The 25,601-nt window shown below is 55.0% G+C and carries 27 protein-coding genes and 1 other annotated feature; of the genes, 10 read left to right on the forward strand and 17 right to left on the reverse strand.

What is annotated here, in order from left to right:
* Positions 1–106: 106 nt before the first annotated feature.
* The 3 genes from clpB to rluD all read right to left on the reverse strand — a co-directional run bounded on the left by clpB (position 107) and on the right by rluD (position 4,515).
* Positions 107–2,680, reverse strand: coding sequence for an ATP-dependent chaperone ClpB (clpB, locus tag AFK62_RS15075; protein ID WP_053532011.1), 2,574 nt, complete (start codon positions 2,678–2,680; stop codon positions 107–109).
* Between the two features lie 129 nt (positions 2,681–2,809).
* The gene (gene yfiH, locus AFK62_RS15080; RefSeq protein WP_007681526.1) at positions 2,810–3,538 is read right to left on the reverse strand and encodes a purine nucleoside phosphorylase YfiH; all 729 of its coding nucleotides are present in this window, start codon (positions 3,536–3,538) and stop codon (positions 2,810–2,812) included.
* On the reverse strand, positions 3,535–4,515 hold the full coding sequence (gene rluD, locus AFK62_RS15085) for a 23S rRNA pseudouridine(1911/1915/1917) synthase RluD (protein WP_032984928.1): 981 nt from the start codon (positions 4,513–4,515) through the stop codon (positions 3,535–3,537). The genes yfiH and rluD overlap by 4 nt, the downstream gene beginning before the upstream one ends.
* A 129-nt stretch (positions 4,516–4,644) precedes the next feature.
* Here rluD and bamD point away from each other — a divergent pair, with 129 nt between their 5' ends.
* Positions 4,645–5,382, forward strand: coding sequence for an outer membrane protein assembly factor BamD (bamD, locus tag AFK62_RS15090; RefSeq protein ID WP_007681530.1), 738 nt, complete (start codon positions 4,645–4,647; stop codon positions 5,380–5,382).
* 54 nt (positions 5,383–5,436) lie between these two features.
* Here the strand turns inward: bamD and AFK62_RS15095 are convergent, their stop codons facing one another.
* Positions 5,437–6,648, reverse strand: a complete 1,212-nt coding sequence (locus AFK62_RS15095) for a lysozyme inhibitor LprI family protein (protein WP_007681533.1) — start codon at positions 6,646–6,648, stop codon at positions 5,437–5,439.
* 355 nt (positions 6,649–7,003) lie between these two features.
* On the opposite strand from AFK62_RS15095, the gene raiA reads away from it, so the two are divergent.
* The 3 genes from raiA (at position 7,004) to pheA (ending at position 8,759) form a co-directional block, all read left to right on the forward strand.
* Positions 7,004–7,348: a ribosome-associated translation inhibitor RaiA gene (gene raiA / locus AFK62_RS15100; RefSeq protein WP_007681535.1), complete on the forward strand. Its 345-nt coding sequence runs from the start codon at positions 7,004–7,006 to the stop codon at positions 7,346–7,348.
* 103 nt (positions 7,349–7,451) lie between these two features.
* Positions 7,452–7,577, forward strand: a sequence feature (Phe leader region).
* On the forward strand, positions 7,453–7,500 hold the full coding sequence (locus tag AFK62_RS22705) for a hypothetical protein (RefSeq protein WP_193352480.1): 48 nt from the start codon (positions 7,453–7,455) through the stop codon (positions 7,498–7,500). Its footprint overlaps the feature before it by 48 nt.
* 21 nt (positions 7,578–7,598) lie before the next feature.
* The gene (gene pheA / locus AFK62_RS15105; RefSeq protein ID WP_007681537.1) at positions 7,599–8,759 is read left to right on the forward strand and encodes a bifunctional chorismate mutase/prephenate dehydratase; all 1,161 of its coding nucleotides are present in this window, start codon (positions 7,599–7,601) and stop codon (positions 8,757–8,759) included.
* A gap of 30 nt (positions 8,760–8,789) precedes the next feature.
* On the opposite strand, the gene AFK62_RS15110 is transcribed toward pheA, so the two are convergent.
* From AFK62_RS15110 to ffh, 10 genes are all read right to left on the reverse strand, one after another.
* The gene (locus tag AFK62_RS15110) at positions 8,790–9,659 is read right to left on the reverse strand and encodes an SMP-30/gluconolactonase/LRE family protein (protein WP_007681538.1); all 870 of its coding nucleotides are present in this window, start codon (positions 9,657–9,659) and stop codon (positions 8,790–8,792) included.
* Positions 9,660–9,735: 76 nt separating this feature from the next.
* Positions 9,736–10,857 carry a bifunctional chorismate mutase/prephenate dehydrogenase gene (gene tyrA / locus AFK62_RS15115; protein ID WP_007681540.1) on the reverse strand — a complete coding sequence of 374 codons (1,122 nt, stop codon included), beginning with the start codon at positions 10,855–10,857 and terminating at the stop codon, positions 9,736–9,738.
* Positions 10,858–10,867: 10 nt separating this feature from the next.
* On the reverse strand, positions 10,868–11,938 hold the full coding sequence (aroF, locus tag AFK62_RS15120) for a 3-deoxy-7-phosphoheptulonate synthase AroF (protein ID WP_007681541.1): 1,071 nt from the start codon (positions 11,936–11,938) through the stop codon (positions 10,868–10,870).
* Positions 11,939–12,136: 198 nt separating this feature from the next.
* Positions 12,137–13,504 (reverse strand): PepSY-associated TM helix domain-containing protein, encoded by a 1,368-nt coding sequence (locus AFK62_RS15125; RefSeq protein WP_007681544.1) that lies wholly within the window; start codon positions 13,502–13,504, stop codon positions 12,137–12,139.
* Positions 13,505–13,558: 54 nt separating this feature from the next.
* Positions 13,559–13,990: a DUF2946 domain-containing protein gene (locus AFK62_RS15130; protein WP_007681546.1), complete on the reverse strand. Its 432-nt coding sequence runs from the start codon at positions 13,988–13,990 to the stop codon at positions 13,559–13,561.
* Positions 13,991–14,152: 162 nt separating this feature from the next.
* Positions 14,153–14,500, reverse strand: coding sequence for a 50S ribosomal protein L19 (gene rplS, locus AFK62_RS15135; RefSeq protein ID WP_006178051.1), 348 nt, complete (start codon positions 14,498–14,500; stop codon positions 14,153–14,155).
* A 45-nt stretch (positions 14,501–14,545) separates the two neighbouring features.
* A complete protein-coding gene (gene trmD, locus AFK62_RS15140) occupies positions 14,546–15,319 on the reverse strand; it encodes a tRNA (guanosine(37)-N1)-methyltransferase TrmD (RefSeq protein WP_007681552.1) in 774 nt (257 codons plus the stop codon).
* A 30-nt stretch (positions 15,320–15,349) separates the two neighbouring features.
* Entirely contained in the window at positions 15,350–15,898 is a 549-nt protein-coding gene (gene rimM / locus AFK62_RS15145; protein WP_032984935.1) for a ribosome maturation factor RimM, read from the reverse strand.
* A gap of 18 nt (positions 15,899–15,916) precedes the next feature.
* Positions 15,917–16,165 (reverse strand): 30S ribosomal protein S16, encoded by a 249-nt coding sequence (gene rpsP / locus AFK62_RS15150; protein ID WP_007681556.1) that lies wholly within the window; start codon positions 16,163–16,165, stop codon positions 15,917–15,919.
* Between the two features lie 260 nt (positions 16,166–16,425).
* The gene (ffh, locus tag AFK62_RS15155; RefSeq protein ID WP_007681558.1) at positions 16,426–17,787 is read right to left on the reverse strand and encodes a signal recognition particle protein; all 1,362 of its coding nucleotides are present in this window, start codon (positions 17,785–17,787) and stop codon (positions 16,426–16,428) included.
* Between the two features lie 162 nt (positions 17,788–17,949).
* Between ffh and AFK62_RS15160 the strand changes: the two genes are divergently transcribed.
* Positions 17,950–18,741 (forward strand): cytochrome C assembly family protein, encoded by a 792-nt coding sequence (locus AFK62_RS15160; protein ID WP_007681561.1) that lies wholly within the window; start codon positions 17,950–17,952, stop codon positions 18,739–18,741.
* A gap of 19 nt (positions 18,742–18,760) precedes the next feature.
* The gene (locus tag AFK62_RS15165; RefSeq protein ID WP_007681563.1) at positions 18,761–20,050 is read left to right on the forward strand and encodes an HlyC/CorC family transporter; all 1,290 of its coding nucleotides are present in this window, start codon (positions 18,761–18,763) and stop codon (positions 20,048–20,050) included.
* A 59-nt stretch (positions 20,051–20,109) separates the two neighbouring features.
* On the opposite strand, the gene grpE is transcribed toward AFK62_RS15165, so the two are convergent.
* Complete coding sequence (grpE, locus tag AFK62_RS15170) at positions 20,110–20,703, reverse strand: nucleotide exchange factor GrpE (RefSeq protein WP_007681565.1); 594 nt, start codon at positions 20,701–20,703, stop codon at positions 20,110–20,112.
* Between the two features lie 122 nt (positions 20,704–20,825).
* Between grpE and nadK the strand changes: the two genes are divergently transcribed.
* From nadK to bamE, 3 genes are all read left to right on the forward strand, one after another.
* The gene (gene nadK, locus AFK62_RS15175; protein WP_007681567.1) at positions 20,826–21,704 is read left to right on the forward strand and encodes an NAD(+) kinase; all 879 of its coding nucleotides are present in this window, start codon (positions 20,826–20,828) and stop codon (positions 21,702–21,704) included.
* Between the two features lie 86 nt (positions 21,705–21,790).
* Entirely contained in the window at positions 21,791–23,452 is a 1,662-nt protein-coding gene (recN, locus tag AFK62_RS15180) for a DNA repair protein RecN (RefSeq protein ID WP_007681569.1), read from the forward strand.
* A 222-nt stretch (positions 23,453–23,674) separates the two neighbouring features.
* A complete protein-coding gene (gene bamE, locus AFK62_RS15185) occupies positions 23,675–24,022 on the forward strand; it encodes an outer membrane protein assembly factor BamE (protein ID WP_007681570.1) in 348 nt (115 codons plus the stop codon).
* A gap of 147 nt (positions 24,023–24,169) precedes the next feature.
* On the opposite strand, the gene AFK62_RS15190 is transcribed toward bamE, so the two are convergent.
* A complete protein-coding gene (locus tag AFK62_RS15190) occupies positions 24,170–24,460 on the reverse strand; it encodes an RnfH family protein (RefSeq protein WP_007681572.1) in 291 nt (96 codons plus the stop codon).
* On the reverse strand, positions 24,450–24,887 hold the full coding sequence (locus tag AFK62_RS15195) for a type II toxin-antitoxin system RatA family toxin (protein ID WP_007681574.1): 438 nt from the start codon (positions 24,885–24,887) through the stop codon (positions 24,450–24,452). Before AFK62_RS15195 ends, AFK62_RS15190 begins: the two co-directional genes overlap by 11 nt.
* 148 nt (positions 24,888–25,035) lie before the next feature.
* Here AFK62_RS15195 and smpB point away from each other — a divergent pair, with 148 nt between their 5' ends.
* Positions 25,036–25,518, forward strand: coding sequence for an SsrA-binding protein SmpB (smpB, locus tag AFK62_RS15200; RefSeq protein WP_053532012.1), 483 nt, complete (start codon positions 25,036–25,038; stop codon positions 25,516–25,518).
* Positions 25,519–25,601 lie beyond the last annotated feature (83 nt).

The raw sequence follows: 25,601 nt of genomic DNA on the forward strand, positions 1-25,601 counted from the left end.
TTTCTGACCGTTCACTTTCCAGGCAATTCGAATGAAGAATCACCATCATCGCCTGGTTTGTAAACAAAAACGAGCCCCGAAGGGCCCGTTTTTTCTTTTTTGCGAGTTACTGCACAGCAACGATTCGACCGTCACGTACCACCAGCTCAATCGTTTTGCCTTGCACCAGCTCCCCGGAGAGGATTTGCTGCGCCAGCGGGTTCTCTATTTGCTGTTGAATAGCGCGTTTCAGCGGCCGCGCGCCATATACCGGGTCGTAGCCGTTCTCGCCAAGCAGCTGCAACGCCTCATCCGAGATACGCACCGCATAGCCGCGATCTTCCAGACGCTGGTAAAGCCGCTGCAGCTGGATCTGCGCAATAGAGGCAATATGCTGCTGCCCCAGCGGGTGGAATACCACGACTTCATCAATACGGTTAATGAATTCCGGACGGAAGCTCTGCCCCACCACGCCCATCACCAGCTCTTTCATACTCGCGTAATCGAGCGCACCGAAACGTTCCTGAATCAAATCCGAGCCCAGGTTAGATGTCATGATAACCACTGTATTGCGGAAATCGACGGTTCTCCCCTGCCCGTCCGTCAGGCGTCCATCGTCGAGCACCTGCAACAGAATGTTGAACACATCCGGATGCGCTTTCTCGACTTCATCAAGCAGAATCACCGAGTAGGGACGACGGCGAACCGCTTCGGTCAGATAACCGCCCTCTTCATAACCGACATATCCCGGAGGCGCGCCGACCAGACGAGACACCGAATGTTTTTCCATAAATTCGGACATGTCGATACGCACCATCGCATCGTCGCTGTCGAACATAAAGTTAGCCAGCGCTTTGCACAGCTCGGTTTTCCCCACACCGGTCGGCCCGAGGAAAAGGAACGAACCAATCGGCCGGTTCGGATCGGACAACCCCGCACGGCTGCGGCGAATCGCATTTGATACCGCCTCGACCGCTTCATCCTGGCCAATCACGCGCTGATGCAAATCCTGCTCCATACGCAGCAGCTTGTCGCGTTCGCTTTCCATCATGCGAGAGACCGGAATACCGGTCCAGCGTGCCAGCACCTCAGCGATCTCCGCGTCGGTAACTTTATTACGCAGCAAGCGCATCGTTTTGCCTTCTGACTGCGTGGCAGCGGCGAGTTGTTTTTCAAGCTCCGGAATTTTGCCGTACTGAAGCTCAGACATTCGCGCCAGGTCACCGACGCGCCGCGCCTGCTCGATAGCGATTTTCGCCTGTTCAAGTTCAGCTTTTATTGTCTGCGTGCCAGAGAGTGAAGCTTTTTCCGCTTTCCACTCTTCTTCCAGCGCCGAGTATTGACGCTCTTTATCCGTCAGTTCGTCATTCAACATATCAAGACGTTTTTTACTGGCCTCGTCAGATTCTTTCATCAGCGCCTGCTGCTCAAGCTTAAGCTGAATGATACGCCGGTCGAGACGGTCGAGTTCTTCCGGTTTCGAGTCAATCTGCATACGAATGCTTGATGCGGCCTCGTCGATAAGGTCGATAGCTTTATCAGGCAACTGACGGTCAGCGATATAACGGTGCGATAGCGTCGCCGCCGCGACAATCGCCGGGTCGGTTATCTGCACATGATGGTGCAGCTCATACCGTTCTTTCAGGCCACGCAAAATAGCGATGGTATCTTCCACCGACGGCTGCGCCACAAACACTTTCTGGAAACGGCGTTCCAGCGCCGCGTCCTTCTCAATGTACTGACGATACTCATCCAGCGTCGTCGCGCCTACGCAATGCAATTCACCGCGCGCCAGTGCCGGTTTAAGCATATTACCGGCATCCATTGCGCCGTCTGCTTTACCCGCACCGACCATGGTATGCAGCTCATCAATAAACAGGATGACGTTACCTTCCTGTTTCGAGAGATCGTTCAGAACCCCTTTCAGACGCTCTTCAAATTCACCGCGGTATTTCGCCCCTGCGACCAGTGAGCCCATATCCAGCGCCAGCACGCGGCGCCCTTTCAGGCCTTCCGGCACTTCGCCGTTAACGATACGCTGGGCCAGCCCTTCGACAATGGCGGTTTTACCGACACCAGGTTCACCAATCAGCACCGGGTTATTTTTAGTTCGACGCTGCAGAACCTGAATCGTACGGCGAATCTCTTCATCACGGCCTATTACCGGATCCAGCTTGCCCTGTTCGGCACGCTCAGTCAGATCGACGGTATATTTTTTCAGTGCCTGCCGCTGATCTTCGGCACCCTGATCGTTCACGCTTTCGCCTCCGCGCATATTTTCAATTGCTTGTGTGACGTTCGCTGTCGTGGCGCCCGCAGCTTTAAGCAAATCCGCCAGCGTTCCACGCGACTCCAGCGCCGCCAGAACAAACAGCTCTGAAGAAATAAAGTTGTCGCCCCGCTTCTGCGCCAGCTTGTCGCAGAGATTGAGCGCCCGCACCAGATCCTGCGACGGCTGAACGTCGCCGCCGGTGCCTTCCACCTGCGGCAGGCGGCTCAGCGCCTGATCAAGATCGGTACGTAACTTCCCGGCATTCACGCCTGCGGAAGTCAGCAAGGGGCGAACAGAGCCGCCTTCCTGATTCAACAGGGCGCTCATGAGGTGAAGGGGTTCAATAAACTGATTGTCGTGTCCCAGTGCGAGAGACTGGGCATCGGCGAGAGCAAGCTGGAATTTATTGGTAAGACGATCCAGACGCATAACTCCTCCCATAACAGGTCAAAATTGCTACTGGAGATTAAATGAGGTCATCCCTCAATTATTCAAGGTGAATGACCTTAATTATGTGGAGCATCAGCTATCCGTACCGGATCGTCTTGATTCAATAGGTTATATCAGCCAAATGAAACTTGCCATACGACCTGTCGTTCTGTCGCGGCGGTAAGAGAAGAAATCATGGCTTTCACTAAACGTGCAGCGCTCTGCGCCATAGACGGCAGTGACGCCGACGTTTGCCAGGCGCTGGCGGGCTAACAAATAGATATCGGCAAAATATTTTTCACCATGCGGACGGAAGGCATCTGCCGCGGCGGGGTCTTTAGCCATAAAGGCATCGCGCACCTCGGGACCGACTTCAAAAACCGCCGGGCCGATAGCCGGGCCAAGCCAGGCCTGAATGTTCGCAGAAGGTGCGCGAAAACAGGCAACGGTCTCTTCGAGCACGCCTTCGCACAGGCCGCGCCAGCCAGCATGTGCCGCGGCGACTTCTGTACCCTGGGTGTCGCAAAAGAGTACCGGCAGGCAGTCGGCTGTCATGACTGCACAAACGGTGCCGCGCTCGCAGGTATAAGAGGCATCTGCACGCTTAGAGGCATACGGACCGCCGGTAAGAGTCAGCACATCTTTGCCATGAACCTGTTCAAGCCAGACGGGCGCGGCAGGAAACTCGGCCGCCTGATAAAAGCGACGGCGATTCTCTTCAACATGTTCTGGATTATCCCCGCAGTGCGCCCCAAGGTTTAAAGCGTCATAAGGCGGCAGGCTAACGCCGCCGTGGCGGGTAGAGCTACAGGCCACGACGCCCGAAGGCAGCGGCCACTGCGGAGTAATCAGTTTCATAACCAGTCCACGTCGTCCTTATGCTCGTTAAAATCCGCGCGCAGCGCATCGATTAAATCGATCATATCCTGCGGGATAGGCGCATGCCATTCCATCATGATACCGCTGACAGGATGATAAAGACGCAGCATTGTCGCGTGCAACGCCTGACGGTCAAACTTACGCAGCGTCTGAATGAATTCATCGCTTGCGCCTTTCGGCGGACGCGGACGGCCGCCATAAAGCTGATCACCCACCAGCGGATGCGTAATGTGCGCCATATGAACACGGATCTGGTGAGTACGGCCGGTTTCCAGGCGCAGGCGCAGGCGGGTGTGAATCCGAAAATGCTCCATGATGCGATAATGTGTCACCGCCGGTTTGCCCATCGGATGCACTGACATATGCGTGCGTTTGGTGGGATGACGGCTGATAGGCTCGCTGACCGTACCGCCCGCTGTCATGTGACCAATCGCAACCGCTTCGTATTCACGCGTGATTTCGCGCAGCTGCAGCGCTTCAACCAGACGCGTCTGCGCCGGGACGGTTTTCGCCACCACCATTAACCCGGTAGTGTCTTTATCCAGACGGTGCACGATACCAGCGCGCGGCACGTCAACAATAGGCGGATAATAGTGCAGCAGCGCGTTAAGCACGGTGCCGTCCGGGTTGCCGGCACCCGGATGAACGACCAGATCGCGCGGCTTGTTGATAACCAGAATGTCTTCATCTTCGTAGACAATATCCAGCGGGATATCCTGCGGTTCAAAGCGCGCTTCTTCTTCGATTTCAGCATTGATGGCGACACGCTCCCCACCCAACACTTTCTCTTTCGGCTTATCGCACATCTGGCCGTTTACCAGCACTCGCTGGTCGAGAATCCATTCTTTTATGCGTGAACGTGAATAATCCGGGAACAATTCGGCCAAAGCCTGATCTAAGCGTTGACCGAGCTGTGACTCGGACACCGTTGCGGTGAGTTGTACTCGTTGTGCCATATACAGCTTCTTCGTTAACGTTGGGTTTTACGGCTTTGCCGTTTAATATAGTGTGCTATTGTAGCTGGTCTTAATCGGGAGCTGGAACTGTGAAACTCCCGCATAACATCTGAGGAAAGTCAAAACGTCATGACGCGCATGAAATATCTGGTGGCAGCCGCCACGTTGAGCCTGGCTTTGGCGGGCTGCTCCGGTTCTAAGGAAGAGGTGCCCGATAATCCGCCTTCAGAGATCTACGCGACTGCGCAGCAAAAGCTGCAGGACGGTAACTGGAAAGCAGCAATAACGCAACTGGAAGCGTTAGATAACCGTTATCCGTTTGGCCCTTACTCTCAACAAGTACAGCTGGATCTGATCTACGCCTATTATAAAAATGCTGATCTGCCGCTGGCCCAGGCCGCTATTGACCGTTTCCTTCGCCTTAACCCGACACATCCGAACATCGACTATGTCATCTACATGCGCGGGCTGACCAATATGGCGCTGGATGACAGCGCATTACAAGGTTTCTTCGGCGTTGACCGTAGCGACCGCGATCCTCAGCATGCGCGTGACGCATTCCGCGATTTCTCGAAACTGGTACGCGGCTATCCGCGAAGCCAGTATGCCACCGACGCCACAAAGCGCCTGGTTTACCTGAAAGATCGCCTGTCCAAATATGAGCTTTCTGTTGCACAATATTACACCAAACGCGGTGCGTGGGTGGCGGTGGTAAACCGTGTGGAAGGAATGCTGCGTGACTACCCGGATACGCAGGCGACCCGCGAAGGTCTCGGCCTGATGGAAAACGCCTATCGTGAAATGCAAATGAACGCTCAGGCGGATAAAGTGGCGAAAATCATCGCGGCCAACAACACCGGCTCCTGATGCTCGCTTCACCGTAAAAAGCCAGCCCAATGAGGCTGGCTTTTTTTATGGCGTTTACTCTCCCGTCCAGCCGGAGCCGTCGATAAAAATAACGCGGTCATCCAGCCACTGGCGCACGATATTGTCTGCGCCTTTGCGGGCGTTGTCAGCAGTCCAGCCGCGATCGTTTTGCAGCCACGCTTGGGTTGCTTCGCGCGCAGGCTCAATCGCCGCCAGCGCTTTTTCACGCTGCGCTTTTGGCCAGACGGCCTCGTCTTTCCATTCGCGAATTTCCTGTACTGAATCGGGCCCTTTTTTCCCCTGCTTCGGGGCGTTAAGGAAATCTTCCGGTTTCACTGTCACATGCAGCTCGAACATTTCCCAGTCTGCGTAACTGGCATACTGAATCGTCCCGGCACCATCGCTCGCTTTGCTCAACGCTTCGGAAAACGCATTATTGAGCGCAGTCCAGGCCGGTGAGTCAAAAATAACATCCTGCGGTTTACAAATCGGTGCCCCACCGTCGCGTGACGAGCCATACAATGCGCCAAATGCCTCATAGGCAGCCTCACCCTGCGCCGCAAAAATAAAGCAGTGCACATAAGGCCTATCATCATCGTTGTCACGCTGGTAATCGACCCGCTCGATATTCATACGCAACAGCGTCAGCACCGCACGGTCTTTACTCTCTTTCGGATCGCTGTCGATATCTTTCATCACCGAGTAGGCGAAATCATCATCCTTCAGCCCATCCATCGCCATCTGGTGACGCTTGCTGGCTTCCTGCGCCGTCACGCCGCTGGCAGGCACGAAATGGTTCAGATAAACGAGCCACGCCGAGGCGAGCGGCGTCTGATAGGCGCGAAGCTTATCGGCGGCGTTTACCGGCGAATCGGGGATGAGACTTACCGCCGCATCAAACTCATGCGTGGCGTGGCGCGCCATATCGTCGAGCGTTTCCGAGCGCGTTTTCATGGTGTTCTTGAGACACGTCTGCATCTCACTCTCGTTTGCGCTACAGGCGTTGCGCGTCTTCAGCCAGGCGCGCTGCGCGGTGCGTAACGCCGCGGCGTCCTGCGCCGGCAGGCTTCCCATCGCACGCAAATAATCATTATTAATCTTACTGTCGAGTTCACCGAGCGTCGGCTGCTGGCAGATGGCATGTTCCACGGGTGTGCCAGCTTTGTCGCAGTCAAACGATGCCGCGAAGAGAGGCGTTGCGCCGCAGGCAAGCGTGACACCCAGGGCGAGCCGACGAAGCGCCGTCAGCGGGGAAGTGGCTTTCATAACAATCCTTTTTAGCGTGACAAGCCTGCGGATTCAGGCAGGCATTCGTGGCTCATTATTGCTGAAGCCATGCGTTTCGAGGAGCTCTCAAAAAAGGTATGCGAAAAAAATTACTAAAAATGCGGAGAAATGCGGCGTTGATGCAGGTTTAAACAGCGAAGCCAGACACGTTAACTCATCAACTATGACCGCTTTTCAGAGGGGCGACAAGGGAAATCTGCCCTCTTCCTGTCCTGCCTCACAAAAGCGTTCTATTGACAAAAAGTGACAAAATTAAGTGATCCTAATCACACAAATTGACGCTGGGGCGGTTATGCTAAAATTACCAAGACGGGAAAGACAAGAGGTAACATTTATGACAATGAACATTACCAGCAAACAGATGGAAATCACCCCCGCTATCCGCCAGCACGTCGCCGACCGTCTCGCCAAACTTGAAAAATGGCAAACTCATCTGATCAATCCGCATATCATTTTATCTAAAGAACCTCAGGGGTTCGTCGCTGATGCCACCATCAATACCCCTAACGGGCATCTGGTCGCCAGCGCCAAACATGAAGATATGTACACGGCCATTAACGAATTAATTAACAAGCTGGAAAGGCAGTTGAATAAGGTCCAGCACAAAGGCGAAGCCCGCCGCACCACCGGCTCGGTGAAAGATGCTAATTTCGCCGCCGCCGAGGAAGAAGAAGAGTAAATACCCCAGCGTCATCCTTTACCACGCGCCTTCGGGCGCGTTTTTTATTGACAGAACAAAAAGGGTGCAGGTACTTTACCGGTATGCTTTATAAGGAAACCTGCATGAAACCATTCCTGTTTTTCTTCGCTTTCTTTTTTACCTTCCCCTGAACGGGAGGCGTGTCGTCGTATCAGAAAGTAAGCGAAGACGAACTAACAGGCCTCCCACTCCGGGGGGCCTTTTTTATGGCTCTACACAAGGTGGCGTTATGACTGCGGAAAACCCGTTGCTGGCCCTGCGCGATAAAATCAGCGCGCTGGATGAACAATTACTCGCCCTGCTGGCGCAACGCCGGGCACTGGCGGTAGAGGTGGGTAAAGCGAAACTCGCCACCCACCGTCCGGTGAGGGATATCGATCGCGAGCGCGATCTGCTGGAGCGGCTTATTCACCTCGGTAAGACCCATCATCTCGACGCGCATTACATCACCCGCCTGTTTCAGCTGATTATCGAAGATTCCGTACTGACCCAGCAGGCGCTTCTTCAACAACACCTTAACCAGACGAACCCACACTCCGCCCGCGTCGCGTTTCTCGGTCCGAAAGGCTCTTACTCACACCTCGCCGCACGTCAGTACGCCGCGCGCCATTTCGATCAGTTTATTGAAAGCGGATGCGCGAAATTCCACGATATCTTTAATCAGGTCGAAACGGGCCAGGCAGATTATGCTGTAGTGCCTATTGAAAACACCAGCTCCGGCGCGATTAACGATGTCTACGATCTGCTCCAGCACACCAGCCTGTCGATTGTCGGTGAGCTGACGCTGCCCATCGATCACTGCGTGCTGGTTTCCACCTCCACCACGCTTGAGAAAATCGAAACCGTCTACAGCCATCCGCAGCCGTTCCAGCAGTGCAGTCAGTTCCTCAAACGCTACCCGAACTGGAAAATCGAATATTGCGAAAGTACCGCCGCCGCGATGGAAAAAGTAGCCCATGCCAGTTCGCCGTATGTGGCGGCGCTCGGCAGCGAAGCGGGCGGCGCGCTATACGGCCTGCAGGTGCTGGAGCGTAACCTCGCTAACCAGACCCAGAACATCACCCGTTTTATCGTGCTGGCTCGCAAGGCCATCAACGTTTCCGATCAGGTGCCTGCGAAAACCACGCTGCTGATGGCCACCGGACAGCAGGCCGGTGCGCTCGTCGAGGCGCTACTGGTGCTGCGTAATCACAACCTGATCATGACAAAGCTCGAATCACGTCCGATTAACGGGAATCCGTGGGAAGAGATGTTCTACCTGGATATTCAGGCGAATCTCTATGACGCGCCGATGCAACTGGCGCTGAAAGAACTGGCGGAGATTACACGGTCAATGAAAGTACTGGGCTGCTACCCGAGCGAAAATGTCGTGCCGGTAGACCCGGCATAACGTGGAGCGGCCGGTAATCCGGCCGCTTTTTTAGCCTTTGAATTTCGGTTTCGGCAAGCCCGCTACGCTGGTTTCAAGCGTGAATAGCGCGCCCGACAGTGGAAACTTCGCCAGCTCCTCCAGATCCATATTTTCCCGCGTGCTGGTGATATAGAGGGTTTTCATATCCGCCCCGCCAAAACAGACCATAGTCGGGCAGCGCACCGGCAGACGGTATTCTTCAAGCTGCTCGCCCTGCGGGGAGAACCGCGCGATGCGGTGTCCATCATACATCGCGGTCCAGTAGCACCCCTCTACATCCAGCGCTGCGCCGTCCGGAATGCCTTCGCCCTCGCCAAAGATTTTGAAAATCTCGCGCTTGCCAGGCTCACCAAGCTCATCAAGTGGCGTGCGGTAAATGACGCCTTTTGGCGTATCAGAAGTGTACATCCAGCGTTTATCAGGACTGAAAGCCAGGCCATTGGCGCCATGAATATCGCTCTGGATAACATGGGCGCTCAGATCGCTATCGACACGCACCAGTAGTGCGCCTTTATAATCGCCAGGGGCCCAAAAAGTGCCCGCGTAAAAACGTCCATCGTGGTCGGTGCCGCCGTCGTTAAAACGCGCCAGGGCCGGGTTATTGGGGTTATCGCAAATTTTTTGTACCAGCAGCCCACGCTCATCAGCAAGCCAGATAGCGCTGCGCAGCGCGACAATAAATCCGCCCTTTTCACGAAGCGCAAAACAGCCCACCTCTTCCGGGAACTGCCAGACCCGGTGTTCGGCGCTCTGCGGATCATAGCGATGGATCTCCTGCTCCAGGATATCGGCCCAGTACAGCGCCTGCTCCTGCGCATCCCAGGTCGGGCATTCCGGTAGATGACCGATGTAATCAAACAACAGCTGCGGTTGCGCCATAATACTCATCCTTTTTCGCCATAAAAAAAGCCAGCGGAACTGGCCCACTGGCTTTTGAGTATAAGCGGCTTTTGCGTTACTGGCGGCTGTCGTTTGCCTGACGCAGCAGCGTACGACTCTCCTGCTGAAACCGTTTCGCGTAATCGCCAAACCAGTGTTCGACTTTACGGAAGCTGTCGATAAAGGCGCGCTTGTCGCCCTGCTCAAGCAGGCCAATCGCCTCGCCGAAGCGCTGATAGTAACGTTTAATCAGAGCCAGGTTGCCGGGCGATGACATAATGATATCGGCGTAAAGCTGCGGGTCCTGCGCGAAGAGGCGCCCCACCATCGCAAGCTCCAGCCGGTAAATGGGCGAGGAGAGCGCCAGCAATTGCTCCAGTTGAACGTTTTCTTCCGCCAGATGCAGGCCGTAGGCGAACGTCGCAAAATGGCGCAGCGCCTGAATAAACGCCATGTTCTGGTCGTGCTCTACCGCGCTGATGCGATGCAACCGCGCGCCCCAGACCTGGATTTGCTCCAGAAACCACTGGTATGCCTCAGGCATGCGTCCGTCGCAGTAAACCACCACTTGCTTGGCGAGGCTGCCGCTGTCCGGCCCGAACATCGGGTGCAGGCCAAGCACCGGGCCGTGATGGACTTCCAGCATCGCCTGGAGCGGCACGTTTTTTACTGACGTCAAATCGACCAGCACGCAATCTTCCGGCAACGATGGCAGTTTACGGATAACGCCTTCGGTCAGATGGACCGGCACACTGACAATGACCATGCCGGCATCAGCGCAGAGCGTCTGCGCCTGCGGCCAGTCTTCTTGCTCAAGGATGCGCACCTGATAGCCGGAAAGTGTCAGCATTTTTTCAAACAGCTGCCCCATCTGGCCGCCGCCGCCGACAATCACCACCGGGCGCAGCGCCGGGTTGAGGGTTTTAAAACCTTTATCGTTTTCGCTGGAGTACGACTCGCGCATGACGCGCCGTAATACATCTTCAATAAGATCCGGCGGCACGCCGAGCGCTTCGGCTTCTTCGCGATGCGAGGCCAGCATCGACGCTTCACGCTCCGGTACGTAAATCGGCAGGCCGTAACGGCTTTTTACTTCGCCGACCTCGGCCACCAGTTCCAGACGGCGCGCCAGCAACCCCAGCAGCGCCTTATCCACTTCATCGATTTGATCGCGCAGCGCGGTCAGTTCAGCCACCATCGTTAACCCCTTACGCCAGACGCGCAGCAAGCGCCCCTTGCAGATCCTGATGAAGCTCGCGCAGCAGCGCCTCGGTAGTTTCCCAGCTGATACAGGCATCCGTCACCGACACGCCGTATTTCATGGCGCTGCGAGGCTGTTCGGAAGACTGGTTGCCTTCATGAATATGGCTTTCAATCATCAATCCGATAATAGAACGGTTGCCGTCTTTAATCTGTGCCACCGCCGACTCAGCAACACCTGGCTGACGACGGTAATCCTTATTCGAGTTGCCGTGACTACAGTCAATCATCAGCGCCGGGCGCAGACCCGCCTGTTCCATCTCTTTTTCACACTGCGCGACATCCGCCGGGCTGTAATTAGGCGCTTTGCCGCCGCGCAGGATCACGTGGCCATCCGGGTTGCCCTGGGTTTGCAGCAAACAAACCTGACCTGCCTGATTAATACCGACGAAACGGTGCGGCATTGCTGCGGCGCGCATCGCGTTAATCGCAGTCGCGAGGCTACCGTCAGTACCGTTTTTAAAGCCGACCGGCATAGAGAGGCCGGAGGCCATTTCGCGGTGCGTCTGGGATTCGGTTGTGCGCGCGCCAATGGCGGACCAGCTAAAGAGGTCGCCCAGGTACTGCGGACTGTTCGGATCAAGCGCTTCGGTCGCAAGCGGCAGGCCCAGACTGACCAGCTCCACCAGCAGGCTACGGGCGATTTTCAGGCCCGCCTCGACCTCAAACGAGCCATCCATATGCGGATCGTTAATCAGACCTTTCCAGCCCACGGTAGTACGGGGCTTTTCAAAATAGACGCGCATCACCAGGTAAAGACTATCGCTGACCTGTTCAGACAAGGCTTTAAAACGACGAGCATAATCAATCGCGGCTTCGGGATCGTGGATCGAGCAAGGTCCACACACCACCAGCAAACGCGGATCGCGACCAGCAATGATATCGGAAATGGTCTGGCGCGCGCGTGCGACCTGCGCCTCCTGTTCAACGGTCAGCGGGAACTGTGCCTTGAGTTGATCCGGAGTGATTAATACTTGTTCATCGGCGATGTGAACATTATTCAGCGCGTCTTTTTGCATGATGGCGATCCTGTAAGTTTGCTCGTTGCGATAGGCTTCCTCGGCGAGGAAGGTTTTAACAATACCACACGCGGTAAAGATTTCAATCCACAATACGTACCGATAAGTTTACAAAATAAAAATAAATGGCCGTATATAGCCTCATGAGTGTAATTATAACTTTACAATAATAAGAAGGCGGGTTTCCCCGCCTCGTTGTTACTGCGCATTTTGCACCAGCGATTTGCGCTGACCCTGACGCCAGCGCCAGTAATCCATTATCAGCATTATAGCGAGGCTTACGCCCATCACAGGCAGTGCCAGGCCCAGCAGAACGGCTGCCGTCAGGGTAATGATGCGCCAGATAAGCGGTAGATTCGCCAGCCCCTGGCTTAATGTCGCTGCGGGGCTCACAAGCGGGCCTGGCGGTCGGCGCAACCACCAGAGCCGGTAACCGAGCACAATGGCGGCGCAGAGCGCGACGCCAAAGGCGATCAGCATCAGCTGATTTGGCAGACCGAACAGGATGCCCATATGAAAATCAACCCCCCAGCGCGTGAGCTTCGCCATGAGCGGGAAATCCACAAACTGCGTGGCGTCGATAACCTGAAGCGTGGCGCCGTCCACCGCCACCGCATCCACCTGCGTGGGCCAGGCGCGATCGATTTCCGTTACGGTCCAGGCGCGCCCGGCCTCACGTGGTGGGCGGATCTCAAGTTTACTGGCGTCAAGACCAGCCCTTTGCGCCACCTGTAATACCCTGTCGTACTGATGAGCATCAACAGGCTGCACGGGCATCGTCATGCCACCGTGATGCATATGATGCTCCGCATGCGGATCATGTATCTGCGCATCGCCATGCAGCTGCGTATTGACCTGTGGCGTGAGCCAGCCAAACGCCGCACGCAGGGTATCGACATTTGCACCTGCCCACTGCGACCAGGTGAGGCCGGTTGCAGAGAACAGCAGCATGCCCGCGAGCAGCACCCAGCCGAGGCACGTGTGCCAGCGACGGGTATTCTGAAAAGTGTTATTCATACGCCGCTTCGGGCGGGTAAAACACCAGAGCGTGATGCCGCCAAGCGCCGCCACCCACATCCATGATGCCGCCAGCTCGCTGTAAAGCCGACCGGTGTTACCCAGCAGCAGCGACCGATGCGCGTAGTCTATCCACTGGCGCAAGGGCAAAATGCCACTCGTGCCATAAACCGTCATGTCGCCTTTCACGGCAAGCGAGACCGGATCGATAAATATCGCACGCGATTCTGATTCGCCAAGCGCCGGATCAGCGAACATGACCCGCGTCGTCTCGCCGGGCACTAACGCCGGACGTACCGCCTGGAGGCGCAGCGCACCGCCAGTAACTTGTTCAGCCGCGGTAACTTGCGCCGCCAGCGGCTGACGCTCGCCGGAGGCGGCGCCCGCGAGCGCGTCACGATAAACCCAGTTTTCAAGCTGCGGCGTCGCGACATAGAGCGTGCCGGTCAGCGCCGCAATGAAGATGAACGGCCCGATAAACAGGCCAATATAAAAATGCAGGCGTCGCAGCAGGTTTACCCATGCCGCGCGTGGGGTGCAGGTCGTCATACTTTTCCTTTTTTAAAAGCAGAAGGTATCGCTGCGCTCAGGCGCAGGGGTTTATCAGCAGGAAAATGCAGACGTGCACGGCGGCGCACGGGTATCGGGCCAGAGCCTCGGGAAGAAACGCCAGTGTCTGGCGACAGGCCGGGGAACCGGCATCTGGAGGCGTTGCAGAATAAAAGAAACCAGCAGTACCAGCGCCAGCAGCAGCCCTGGGACATGCGCCAGCAGAACGCAGTAGCCGCACGCTTCGGCATGGTCAACAGGGATTTTCGCAGGCGACGGGGCGGGCATGTCGTGATGCATTGTCGCATGCATCGCGGGCTTATCGTCCATCGGCATGGTGTGGTGCATGCCGGGCATGGCGCTCATGGGATCTTTCTGAAGACTGACTGAGATGAGCGGCGCCACTACAATCAGCAGGATCGCAAACAGCGCAAGCATGGCTGCGCGATAGCGAAACACTGACTGATAAAAGACGTTGTTGCCCACTGCACCTCCAGAAATGGAGGCTTATTGTAAATGATTTAACGCCAGAAGGTTAACGCAAAGGAAAAGAAACGCGACTTCTTTACCTGGTGCGACAACGTCAAACAAAAAAAGGGCCAGCCCGCAGGCCAGCCCTTTTTATATCGGATGTCGCTTAAGCGAATCTTAGTTAAGACGCTCTTTGATACGAGCAGACTTACCAGTACGCTCACGCAGGTAGTACAGTTTAGCTTTACGTACAGCACCACGACGTTTAACAGCAATGCTGTCAACTACCGGAGAGTGAGTCTGGAAGACACGCTCAACGCCTTCGCCGTTGGAGATTTTGCGAACAGTGAATGCAGAGTGCAGACCGCGGTTACGGATAGCGATAACCACGCCCTCGAATGCCTGCAGACGTTTTTTGGAACCTTCAACAACCCATACTTTCACTTCCACGGTATCACCCGGACGGAAGGAAGGTACGTCCTGCTTCATCTGCTCTTGTTCAATTTGCTTAATAATGTTGCTCATAATTTAATCTCTTATCCTGGGTAAACTGATGTTTCGGGTAGCGGCTTACGCGTCGCCAGTCCCATCATGTCTATGTTGCTGTTGTGCGTGTTCACGTTTGAACTCCGCCAGCAACTTTGCTTGCTCTTCAGTCAGAGCCAGGTTTTCCAGAAGTTCAGGTCTTCTAAGCCAGGTACGGCCCAGCGACTGCTTCAGGCGCCAGCGTCTGATTTCGGCATGGTTCCCCGACAGTAAAACCGACGGTACTTCCATCCCTTCTAACACTTCAGGCCGGGTATAGTGCGGACAATCCAGCAACCCGTCGGCAAAAGAGTCTTCCGTTGCCGACGCCTCGTGACCCAGTACACCGGGAATAAACCTGGCGACAGAATCAATCAGCGTCATGGCGGGTAGCTCGCCACCACTGAGAACGTAATCGCCGATTGACCATTCTTCGTCAATTTCGGTCTGAATTACGCGCTCGTCTATCCCTTCGTAGCGGCCACAAACCAGAATTAATTTCTCGTTCGTCGCAAGCTCGCTGACGCCCGCTTGATCAAGCTTGCGTCCCTGAGGTGAAAGGTAAATCACCTTTGCGCCCTCGCCTGCCGCGGCTTTCGCTGCGTGAATGGCGTCCCGCAAGGGTTGCACCATCATTAGCATCCCCGGTCCGCCGCCGTAGGGCCTGTCGTCCACGGTACGGTGCCGGTCGTGCGTGAAGTCGCGAGGACTCCAGCTATCGATGCTCAGCAGGCCATTTTTTACTGCCCGGCTAGTTACCCCGTAATCGGTAATCGCGCGGAACATCTCAGGAAACAGGCTGATTATGCCAATCCACATAGCGCCGTTTATTACCGTTTGTCCGGAGGTTTAAAAACCAGGATCCCAATCTACTTCAATCGTTTGAGTAGCGAGATCGACTTTCTTGATAACCTGCCCATCGAGGAACGGAAGTAACCGCTCCTTGATACCAAACGCATCTTTCAGGTTTGCCTTCACGACGAGAACGTCGTTCGACCCGGTTTCCATCATATCGATGACTTTACCGAGGCTATACCCTTCTGTAGTGACCACCTGGCAACCAATAAGGTCTTTCCAGTAATAGTCGCCCTCTTCGAGGTCCGGCAACTGCGAGGAATCGACGACAATTTCGCAATTAGTCAACAGATTCGCGGCATCACGATCGTCAACGCCTTTCAGCTTGATGATGATGTCCTGATTGTGGTGCTTCCAGCTTTCCAGCTGTACTTGCTGCCACTGACCCGCCTGCTGGATAAACCAGGGCTGATAGTCAAAAATGCTTTCGGCGTCTTCGGTGGAGGAAAACACTCTGAGCCAACCACGAATGCCGTAACAAGAACCCATTTTCCCAAGAACAATCGGGTTAACTGGGGTTTTAGCGGCGTCTTGCTTGCTCATCATGACCACCGTGACAGATTAAGCTGCTTTTTTTGCTTCTTTGATCAGCGCGGAAACGCGATCGGAAACGGTAGCGCCCTGGCCAACCCAGTGCTCAATACGGTCCAGATCCAGGCGGGTGCCTTCTTCTTTCTCGTTCGCAAGCGGGTTGAAGAAACCAACGCGCTCAATGAAGCGACCGTTGCGTGCATTACGGCTATCAGTAACGACAACCTGGTAGAACGGACGCTTTTTAGCGCCGTGACGAGCTAAACGAATAGTTACCATAACATCCTCTTGTGTGAATAAAACAACCGGGCCCCATCGAGGAACGGAGCCCGGGTGTCATATTAAAAGCCCGAAAATTTTACTGATTTCTGGGGAAAAAGCAATCTGCATATACCAACAGAGGACAATCAGGCGTATATCGTTGCAGCCAGTTTCGTCACGGCGTGCGCGCAGGAAGCGGAGCGTACACGCAGTGCGTGAGCATTCCGAGCATACCCGGGAGCGAAAATGGCAAATAAGATAGCCTGATTTTTCTCTGTTTAGCGGCCCGGGAAGCCTGGCGGCATCATGCCCTTCATGCCACGCATCATCTTCGCCATCCCGCCTTTCTTCATCTTCTTCATCATGCGTTGCATGTCATCGAACTGTTTCAGAAGGCGGTTCACATCCTGCACCTGCATGCCGCAACCCGCCGCGATGCGGCGCTTACGGGAACCTTTGATGATTTCCGGTTTTGCGCGCTCTTTCATCGTCATTGAGTTAATGATCGCCTCCATGCGCACCAGAATTTTGTCATCCATCTGCGATTTCACGTTGTCAGGCAGTTGCCCCATGCCCGGCAGCTTGCCCATCAGGCTCGCCATGCCGCCCATGTTCTTCATCTGCTTGAGCTGCTCAAGGAAATCGTTAAGGTCAAAACCGTCGCCTTTTTTAAGCTTGGTGGCGAGTTTCTCCGCCTGGGCGCGATCGACTTTGCTTTCGATATCTTCGATAAGCGACAGTACGTCACCCATACCGAGAATACGCGAGGCGATACGGTCAGGATGGAACGGCTCCAGCGCTTCGGTTTTCTCACCGACACCCAGGAATTTAATCGGTTTGCCAGTGATATGACGAATAGAGAGTGCCGCACCGCCACGGGCGTCACCGTCGACTTTCGTCAGTACGACGCCGGTCAGCGGCAGCGCTTCATTAAAAGCTTTTGCCGTGTTGGCGGCGTCCTGGCCGGTCATCGCATCGACAACAAACAGCGTTTCGACGGGCTTGATAGACGCATGAACCTGCTTGATTTCGTCCATCATCGCTTCGTCAACGTGCAGACGACCGGCAGTATCCACCAGCAGCACGTCGTAGAACTTAAGCTTCGCTTCTTTTAGCGCCGCATTAACGATATCGACAGGTTTTTGCGCGACGTCGGACGGGAAGAAATCCACGCCTACCTGCTGCGCCAGCGTTTCAAGTTGTTTGATAGCCGCCGGACGATAAACGTCCGCAGACACCACCAGCACCTTTTTCTTGTGCTTTTCGCGCAGGAATTTGCCGAGCTTACCGACGCTGGTCGTTTTACCCGCCCCCTGCAAACCCGCCATCAGCACCACAGCCGGTGGTTGCGCGGCCAGGTTGAGGCTCTGGTTCTCTTCGCCCATCGCCGCCACCAGTTCGTTTCGAACAATCTTCACGAACTCCTGGCCTGGCGTCAGGCTTTTATTAACCTCATGCCCTACCGCTTTCTCTTTAACGCGGTTGATGAAGTCACGCACTACCGGCAGCGCAACGTCCGCCTCCAGCAGCGCCATGCGCACTTCGCGCAGGGTCTCTTTAATGTTGTCTTCAGTCAGGCGCCCACGGCCGCTGATATTGCGCAGCGTGCGCGACAAACGGTCAGTTAAATTATCAAACATGATCTCTTGCCCAAGGGTAACTTTAGGCCGCCGCAGCGACACCGAGTAAGAATGTGGCGCAGTATAACATGAAGCCGCCCTGGTTGTGATGCAACGGTTGGAGCAGGCGGCGCGTAACGCTATACTGCTTCTCTTTCTCTTCTGGCTAATCCGACATCCTATATGCCTGTTTTTTCACTGCTGGCGCTTGTCGCCTACTCGGTAAGCCTGGCGCTTATCATTCCCGGCCTGCTTCGCAAGAACAGTGCGTGGCGTCGCCTTGCGATACTTTCGGCGGTGATAGCGCTAGTCTGCCACGCCGTGGCGCTGGAAAGTCGAATTTTCCCGGACGGCAGCGGCGGGCAAAATCTTAGCCTGCTGAACGTGGGTTCGCTGGTCAGTCTGATGATCTGTACCGTGATGACCATTGTCGCCTCGAAAAATCGCGGCTGGCTGTTGCTACCGATTGTCTATGCTTTCGCGCTGATAAATCTGGCGTTCGCGACATTCGTGCCTAACGAATACATCACGCATCTGGAAACCACGCCCGGCATGATGGTGCATATCGGCCTGTCGCTCTTCTCTTATGCGACGCTGATTATCGCCGCGCTCTATGCACTACAACTGGCGTGGATAGACTATCTGCTGAAAAATAAAAAGCTGGTTTTCAGCGCAGAGATGCCGCCGTTAATGGGCATAGAGCGCAAAATGTTTCATATTACCCAGGTCGGCGTCGTACTGCTGACGCTCACGCTCTGCACCGGTTTGTTCTATCTTCACAACATGTTCAGCATGGAAAATATCGACAAAGCGGTGTTATCCATCGTGGCATGGTTTGTCTATATCATCCTGCTCTGGGGACACTATCATGAAGGCTGGCGTGGCCGCCGCGTGGTGTGGTTTAACGTGGCAGGCGCCGCATTGCTGACGCTGGCCTACTTCGGCAGCCGGGTCATTCAACAATTCGCCGGTTAAACATCTAAGGACAACGCGTTTGGAACATATCTCAACCACCACACTCATCATTACGCTTATCGTGATGGTGGTGGTCTCCGCTTACTTCTCCGGTTCCGAAACCGGGATGATGACCCTCAACCGCTACCGGCTGCGCCACTTGTCAAAGCAGGGCAACCGCGCCGCTAAACGTGTGGAACGTCTGCTGCGCAAGCCCGACCGCCTGATAAGCCTGGTGTTAATCGGTAACAACCTGGTCAACATTCTCGCCTCAGCGCTGGCGACGATCGTCGGCATGCGCCTTTATGGCGACGCGGGCGTGGCTATCGCCACCGGTGTGCTTACCTTCGTGGTGCTGATTTTCGCAGAAGTTCTGCCGAAAACGGTCGCGGCACTCTACCCGGAAAAAGTCGCCTTCCCGAGCAGCTTCCTGCTGGGGCCGCTGCAAATCGTCATGATGCCGTTAGTCTGGCTGCTGAATATTATTACCCGCATGCTGATGCGCATGGTCGGCATCAAAGCGGATAACGTCGTCAGCGCCGCGCTTAGCAAAGATGAGCTGCGCACCATCGTAAACGAATCGCGCTCGATGATTTCACGCCGCAATCAGGACATGCTGCTGTCGGTGTTGGATCTGGAAAAAGTGAGCGTCAGCGACATCATGGTGCCACGCAACGATATCGTGGGCATTGATATCAACGACGACTGGAAATCCATTGTTCGCCAGCTTACCCATTCGCCGCACGGGCGCATTGTTCTCTACCGCGAGTCGCTCGACGATGCCATCGGCATGCTGCGCATTCGTGAAGCCTGGCGACAGATGAACGAGAAAAAAGAGTTCACCAAAGAGGTCATGCTGCGCGCCGCTGATGAAATTTATTACGTGCCGGAAGGGACGCCGCTTAGCGTCCAGTTGGTCAAATTCCAGCGTAATAAAAAGAAAGTGGGTCTGGTCGTTAACGAATATGGCGATATTCAGGGGCTGGTGACGGTCGAAGATATTCTTGAAGAGATTGTCGGGGACTTCACCACATCGATGTCACCGACGCTTGCTGAAGAAGTGACACCGCAAAACGACGGCTCGGTCATTATCGAGGGGGGTGCCAACGTGCGTGAAATCAACAAAGCCTTCAACTGGCGACTGCCAGAAGAAGAAGCGCGTACGGTCAACGGCATGATCCTCGAAGCGCTGGAGGACATCCCCTCTGCCGGCATTCGTTTGCGCCTGCACCACTACGATATCGATATCCTGGATGTGCAGGAGAACATGATTAAGCAGGTACGGATAACGCCGGTAAAACCCCTGCGCGATAGCGTAGAAGGCCATTAACCGCCGCAACGCATTAAAAAAGGCCAGTCGATGACTGGCCTTTTTTCTTACTGCGCGGCTTACGCCTTCGCTTTCGCGACGGTCACCATCGCGGCGCGAATGGTCCGGCCGTTCAGGGTATAGCCTTTTTGCATCACAGCCAGCACGTGGTTCGGAGAAACCTCTTCCGATTCCACCATTGCAATGGCCTGATGTACGTTCGGATCCAGCGGCACGTTCGTGTCGGCAACCACTTCCACACCGAACTTGCGTACCACGTCCAGCATAGATTTCAGGGTCAGCTCAATCCCTTCCACCATGGCAGACATATCCTGGCTTTCTTTATTCGCCACTTCGAGCGCGCGATCGAGGCTGTCGATAACCGGCAGCAGCTCGTTGATGAATTTCTCCAGCGCGAATTTATGCGCCTTCTCGATGTCCTGCTCAGTACGGCGGCGCAGGTTTTCCATCTCCGCTTTAATGCGCAGCACGCTGTCGCGCTCGCGGGTCTGGGCTTGCGCTAATTCCGACTGCAACCGGGCAATCTCTTCATCGCGCGGATCCACCTGCTCAGCAGATTCAGCAGACTCTACAGCCTCAACCTCTTCATGCTGCTCCGTGACGATCTCTTCCGGGGCTTGCCCGTCAGGCGTTTTCTGTTCTTTACTACTCATGAAATTCTCCGCGTTTGTGCATTCGTATCGCTAACCTGGATTATTATGGGGATCAGTTTGCGGGTTTCAAGGGAAGCAGACAGATTGTCCCCCTTTCCACGCCTAGAAGGACGACCAGGAAAATGAATAACCATTTCAACTGCATCGGTATTGTCGGACATCCGCGCCATCCTACCGCGCTGACGACGCATGAAATGCTCTGGCGCTGGCTCTGTGAGAGCGGCTATGACGTGATTATCGAGCAGCAAATCGCCGAAGAGTTAAAGCTCAGGGACGCCCGCACCGGGACGCTCGCGGAAATCGGCCAACAGGCGGATCTGGCCGTTGTGGTGGGCGGCGACGGCAATATGCTTGGCGCCGCACGCGTGCTGGCGCGCTATGATATCAGCGTGATCGGCATTAACCGCGGCAACCTCGGTTTCCTTACCGACCTTGACCCGGACAATGCCCAGCAGCAACTGGCGGATGTACTCGAAGGCCACTACATCCGCGAGCAGCGCTTTTTGCTGGAGGCGCAGGTATGCCAGAAGGATTGCCAGAAACGCATCAGCACCGCCATTAACGAAGTGGTACTGCACCCCGGAAAAGTAGCGCACATGATTGAATTTGAAGTCTATATCGATGAAAAATTCGCCTTCTCGCAGCGCTCAGACGGGCTAATCATCTCAACACCCACCGGGTCAACAGCCTATTCGCTCTCCGCAGGCGGCCCGATTCTGACTCCGTCACTCGACGCCATCACGCTGGTGCCGATGTTTCCGCACACGCTGTCGGCACGCCCGCTGGTCATCAACAGCAGCAGCACGATTCGCCTGCGGTTTTCCAACATGCGCAGCGATCTGGAAATCAGCTGTGACAGCCAGATAGCGCTGCCTATCCAGGAGGGCGAAGATGTCTTTATTCGTCGCTGTGACTATCCGCTCAATCTTATTCACCCTAAAGACTACAGCTATTTCAATACATTAAGCTCAAAACTCGGCTGGTCAAAAAAATTATTCTGAAACGGGCATCAGCCACTTTACTGTATATAAAACCAGTTTATACTGTATGCAATTACAGCTCTGTGAGTTTATACAGGAAGGCGGCTATGCTGGCACAATTAACCATCAGTAACTTCGCTATTGTTCGTGAACTGGAAATCGACTTTAACGGCGGGATGACTGCAATCACCGGCGAAACCGGCGCCGGTAAATCCATCGCGATCGATGCGCTGGGCCTGTGCCTGGGCGGCCGCGCCGAGGGCGACATGGTGCGCGCGGGTGCCAGCCGTGCAGATCTCTGTGCCCGTTTCTCCCTGAAAGACACACCCGCCGCGCTGCGCTGGCTGGAAGAAAACCAGCTTGAAGACGGCAGCGAATGTTTGCTGCGTCGCGTCATCAGCAGCGATGGTCGTTCACGCGGTTTTATTAACGGTACTGCGGTGCCGCTTTCACAGCTGCGCGAGCTTGGCCAGTTGCTTATCCAAATCCATGGTCAGCACGCCCACCAGCTGCTGCTGAAGCCTGAGCATCAGAAACGTCTGCTGGACGGTTATGCAGGCGAAAGCGCGCTTATCGCGCAGATGGCGCAGCGTTATCGCCAGTGGCACCAGAGCTGTCGCGATCTGGCGCTGCATCAACAGCAGAGTCAGGAGCGTGCCGCCCGCGCCGAACTGCTGCATTACCAGTTAAAAGAGCTGAATGAATTCAACCCGCAGCCGGGCGAATTTGAACAGATTGATGAAGAGTACAAACGTTTAGCCAACAGCGGGCAGCTGCTTTCTACCAGCCAGCAGGCATTACACCTGCTGGCCGACGCAGAAGACGCCAACCTGCAAAGCCAGCTCTACAGCGCACGTAATCTGGTGACCGACCTGGTCGGCATGGATGACAAACTCAACGGCGTTCTGAATATGCTTGAAGAGGCTGCCATCCAGCTGAGCGAAGCCAGTGATGAACTGCGTCACTACTGCGAACGTCTGGATCTTGACCCGAACCGTCTGTATGAGCTGGAGCAGCGCATCTCCCGTCAGATTACGCTTGCGCGCAAGCACCATATCGCCCCGGAAGAGCTGCCCGCGTTCCACCAGAAGCTGCTTGAAGAACAGCAGCAGCTTGATGACCAGGCCGATTGCCTGGAAACATTGACTCTGGCAGTCAATAAACATCACCAGCAGGCACTCTCTGTTGCTCGTGACCTGCATGAGAGTCGCGTCATGTATGCCCGCGAACTCACGCAGCTCATCACCGACAGCATGCATTCGCTGTCGATGCCGCATGGTCAGTTCACCATTGATGTGCTGTTCGAAGAACACCACCTGACGGCGGAAGGCGCAGATCGCATCGATTTTCGCGTGTCCACGAACCCGGGCCAGCCGCTGCAACCGCTCGCGAAAGTGGCCTCTGGCGGCGAGCTCTCCCGTATCGCGCTCGCCATTCAGGTGATTACGGCCCGTAAGATGGAAACCCCGGCGCTGATTTTCGATGAAGTGGATGTGGGTATCAGCGGCCCGACTGCAGCTGTTGTCGGCAAGCTCCTGCGCCAGCTTGGTGAATCGACGCAGGTTATGTGCGTGACTCACCTGCCGCAGGTGGCAGGCTGTGGACATCACCATTTCTTTGTCAGCAAAGAAACCGACGGCGCGATGACCGAAACCCATATGCAACCGCTCGATAAAAAAGCGCGTCTGCAGGAACTGGCTCGTCTGCTTGGCGGCAGCGAAGTGACGCGTAATACGCTCGCGAATGCGAAGGAACTGCTGGCGGCGTAACGCGGCATGAAAAAGCGGGGCTATCTGTGCGCCCCGCGATTTCGCTCACAAAAGCAGCAATAAAAGCGTAGCGTGTGCTTTAATCGCTTTTTGCATCAACTTTTTTCATCCGCTACGGTCATAGTGAAGCGCCTTAAGGTTTTAAACTGACTGAAGGTTTATTATCATCGGCTAATTGTATGAGCCGCGTGTTGCTCGGGCCCGAAAAGGAATCTAATCACTATGCGCTGTAAAACGCTGACTGCTGCCGCAGCGGTCCTTCTGATGTTGACCGCAGGCTGTTCTACTCTGGAGCGAGTGGTTTACCGCCCCGACATTAATCAGGGTAACTACCTGACGCCTACTGACATTGCAAAAATCCGCATCGGCATGACGCAACAGCAGGTTGCCTACGCGCTGGGCACCCCAATGATGACGGACCCGTTCGGTAGCAATACATGGTTCTACGTTTTCCGCCAGCAGCCGGGCCACGAGGATGTCAGCCAGCAGACGCTGACCCTGACCTTCAACAGCAATGGCGTGCTGACCAACATGGATAACAAGCCGAAGCTCGACGCGCAGCGTGGGTAATACCTGTACGCATAAGCGGTAAATAAAAAAGCGTTAAAACAAAAAAGGTGCCATAGGCACCTTTTTTATTGCTTCTGCGCCGGCATCTCGCTCATCTCGCCAGGCCTTTTAACGCTATCGGATGCGTCTTTCAGAGCAAAAGTGAACTTACTTCTTCGCCGCACGTTCCGCACGCTGGCGACGCAGCTCTTTAGGATCGGCGATAAGCGGCCGGTAAATCTCCACACGGTCGCCATCGTTTAACGTATCGGCAAGCTTAACAGGACGACTGTAAATGCCGACCTTATTCTTTTTAAGGTCGATATCTCTGCGAAGCTCCAGCAGACCAGACGCGATAATCGCCTCTTCTACCGACGCGCCTTCCGGCAGTTTGACCTTACGCAGATACTGTTTTTCGGGGAGGGCATACGCCACTTCCACCTGAATGTCACCCGGCACTGTAAACCTCTTTGGCGCGCTGCGAGAACGCCTGCACCATGCTGGAGGCCAGCTCCTTAAAGACGCGGCCAAACGCCAGTTCGATTAGCTTGTTGGTGAATTCAAAATCGAGATTGAATTCTATCTGGCAGGCGTCTTCCGTAAGCGGTGTAAATTTCCAGCCGCCCATCAGCGATTTGAAGGGGCCATCAACCAGATGCATCAAAATGCTCTGATTACTGATCAGCGTATTGCGGGTGGTGAACGTCTTGCTAATCCCGGCTTTCGACACTTCAACTGCCGCCGTCATCTGGCCTGGAGACGACTCCAGCACGCGGCTTCCCACGCAGCCGGGCAGAAACTCCGGATAGGATTTCACATCATTCACTAACTGATACATCTGCTCAGCGCTGTAAGGCACCAGGGCAGTACGACTAATCTGGGGCATAGTATTTCCTGTGAGTCATACGACTTAGAAATAATAACATTTATCATCCATTAAACAAAAACTCGCCGGCAGACATGCTAAGATAACCCTTTTCCACCCCGGGGAAGGGGTGCGTTTTACGACTGGATTACCTATACTGAGCGGCACTATGACCAAGAAAAAAGCACACAAACCTGGCTCAGCCACCATTGCGCTTAACAAGCGCGCCCGCCACGAATACTTCATCGAAGATGAGTTTGAAGCAGGCCTGGCCCTTCAGGGCTGGGAAGTCAAATCCCTGCGCGCCGGTAAGGCCAACATTGGCGACAGTTACGTTATCCTCATAGAGGGTGAGGCGTATCTGTTCGGTGCAAACTTTCAGCCGCTGAATGTCGCCTCGACTCACGTGGTTTGCGATCCGACGCGTACCCGTAAGCTACTGCTAAACCAACGCGAGCTGGACACGCTTTACGGTCGCATAAATCGCGAAGGGTATACCGTTGTCGCGTTGTCCCTGTACTGGAAGAACGCCTGGTGCAAAGTCAAAATCGGCGTAGCGAAAGGTAAGAAACAGCATGATAAACGCTCTGATCTGAAAGAGCGCGAGTGGCAACTCGATAAAGCCCGCATCATGAAAAATGCAGGGCGATAAAAGCAAAAACCGGCACCAGCCGGTTTTTTTATGGGCGTAAGGACAAGTTTGATTTTTTAGCGGTGGTGCGCAATGTCTCCCCC

The sequence above is a fragment of the Cronobacter condimenti 1330 genome, assembly GCF_001277255.1.
Taxonomy (GTDB): domain Bacteria; phylum Pseudomonadota; class Gammaproteobacteria; order Enterobacterales; family Enterobacteriaceae; genus Cronobacter; species Cronobacter condimenti.

Excerpts from the sequence above, each read along its gene's own strand:
- ffh (WP_007681558.1), bottom strand. The coding sequence starts at position 17,787 with ATGTTTGATAATTTAACTGACCGTTTGTCGCGCACGCTGCGCAATATC.
- pheA (WP_007681537.1), top strand. The coding sequence starts at position 7,599 with ATGACTGCGGAAAACCCGTTGCTGGCCCTGCGCGATAAAATCAGCGCG.
- smpB (WP_053532012.1), top strand. The coding sequence starts at position 25,036 with ATGACCAAGAAAAAAGCACACAAACCTGGCTCAGCCACCATTGCGCTT.
- tyrA (WP_007681540.1), bottom strand. The coding sequence starts at position 10,857 with ATGGTGGCTGAACTGACCGCGCTGCGCGATCAAATCGATGAAGTGGAT.
- AFK62_RS15160 (WP_007681561.1), top strand. The coding sequence starts at position 17,950 with ATGCCTGTTTTTTCACTGCTGGCGCTTGTCGCCTACTCGGTAAGCCTG.
- rluD (WP_032984928.1), bottom strand. The coding sequence starts at position 4,515 with ATGGCACAACGAGTACAACTCACCGCAACGGTGTCCGAGTCACAGCTC.
- raiA (WP_007681535.1), top strand. The coding sequence starts at position 7,004 with ATGACAATGAACATTACCAGCAAACAGATGGAAATCACCCCCGCTATC.
- grpE (WP_007681565.1), bottom strand. The coding sequence starts at position 20,703 with ATGAGTAGTAAAGAACAGAAAACGCCTGACGGGCAAGCCCCGGAAGAG.
- trmD (WP_007681552.1), bottom strand. The coding sequence starts at position 15,319 with ATGTGGATTGGCATAATCAGCCTGTTTCCTGAGATGTTCCGCGCGATT.
- bamD (WP_007681530.1), top strand. The coding sequence starts at position 4,645 with ATGACGCGCATGAAATATCTGGTGGCAGCCGCCACGTTGAGCCTGGCT.
- rplS (WP_006178051.1), bottom strand. The coding sequence starts at position 14,500 with ATGAGCAACATTATTAAGCAAATTGAACAAGAGCAGATGAAGCAGGAC.
- rimM (WP_032984935.1), bottom strand. The coding sequence starts at position 15,898 with ATGAGCAAGCAAGACGCCGCTAAAACCCCAGTTAACCCGATTGTTCTT.
- AFK62_RS15095 (WP_007681533.1), bottom strand. The coding sequence starts at position 6,648 with ATGAAAGCCACTTCCCCGCTGACGGCGCTTCGTCGGCTCGCCCTGGGT.
- aroF (WP_007681541.1), bottom strand. The coding sequence starts at position 11,938 with ATGCAAAAAGACGCGCTGAATAATGTTCACATCGCCGATGAACAAGTA.
- yfiH (WP_007681526.1), bottom strand. The coding sequence starts at position 3,538 with ATGAAACTGATTACTCCGCAGTGGCCGCTGCCTTCGGGCGTCGTGGCC.
- AFK62_RS15195 (WP_007681574.1), bottom strand. The coding sequence starts at position 24,887 with ATGCCCCAGATTAGTCGTACTGCCCTGGTGCCTTACAGCGCTGAGCAG.
- nadK (WP_007681567.1), top strand. The coding sequence starts at position 20,826 with ATGAATAACCATTTCAACTGCATCGGTATTGTCGGACATCCGCGCCAT.
- bamE (WP_007681570.1), top strand. The coding sequence starts at position 23,675 with ATGCGCTGTAAAACGCTGACTGCTGCCGCAGCGGTCCTTCTGATGTTG.
- clpB (WP_053532011.1), bottom strand. The coding sequence starts at position 2,680 with ATGCGTCTGGATCGTCTTACCAATAAATTCCAGCTTGCTCTCGCCGAT.
- recN (WP_007681569.1), top strand. The coding sequence starts at position 21,791 with ATGCTGGCACAATTAACCATCAGTAACTTCGCTATTGTTCGTGAACTG.
- AFK62_RS15110 (WP_007681538.1), bottom strand. The coding sequence starts at position 9,659 with ATGGCGCAACCGCAGCTGTTGTTTGATTACATCGGTCATCTACCGGAA.
- rpsP (WP_007681556.1), bottom strand. The coding sequence starts at position 16,165 with ATGGTAACTATTCGTTTAGCTCGTCACGGCGCTAAAAAGCGTCCGTTC.
- AFK62_RS15125 (WP_007681544.1), bottom strand. The coding sequence starts at position 13,504 with ATGACGACCTGCACCCCACGCGCGGCATGGGTAAACCTGCTGCGACGC.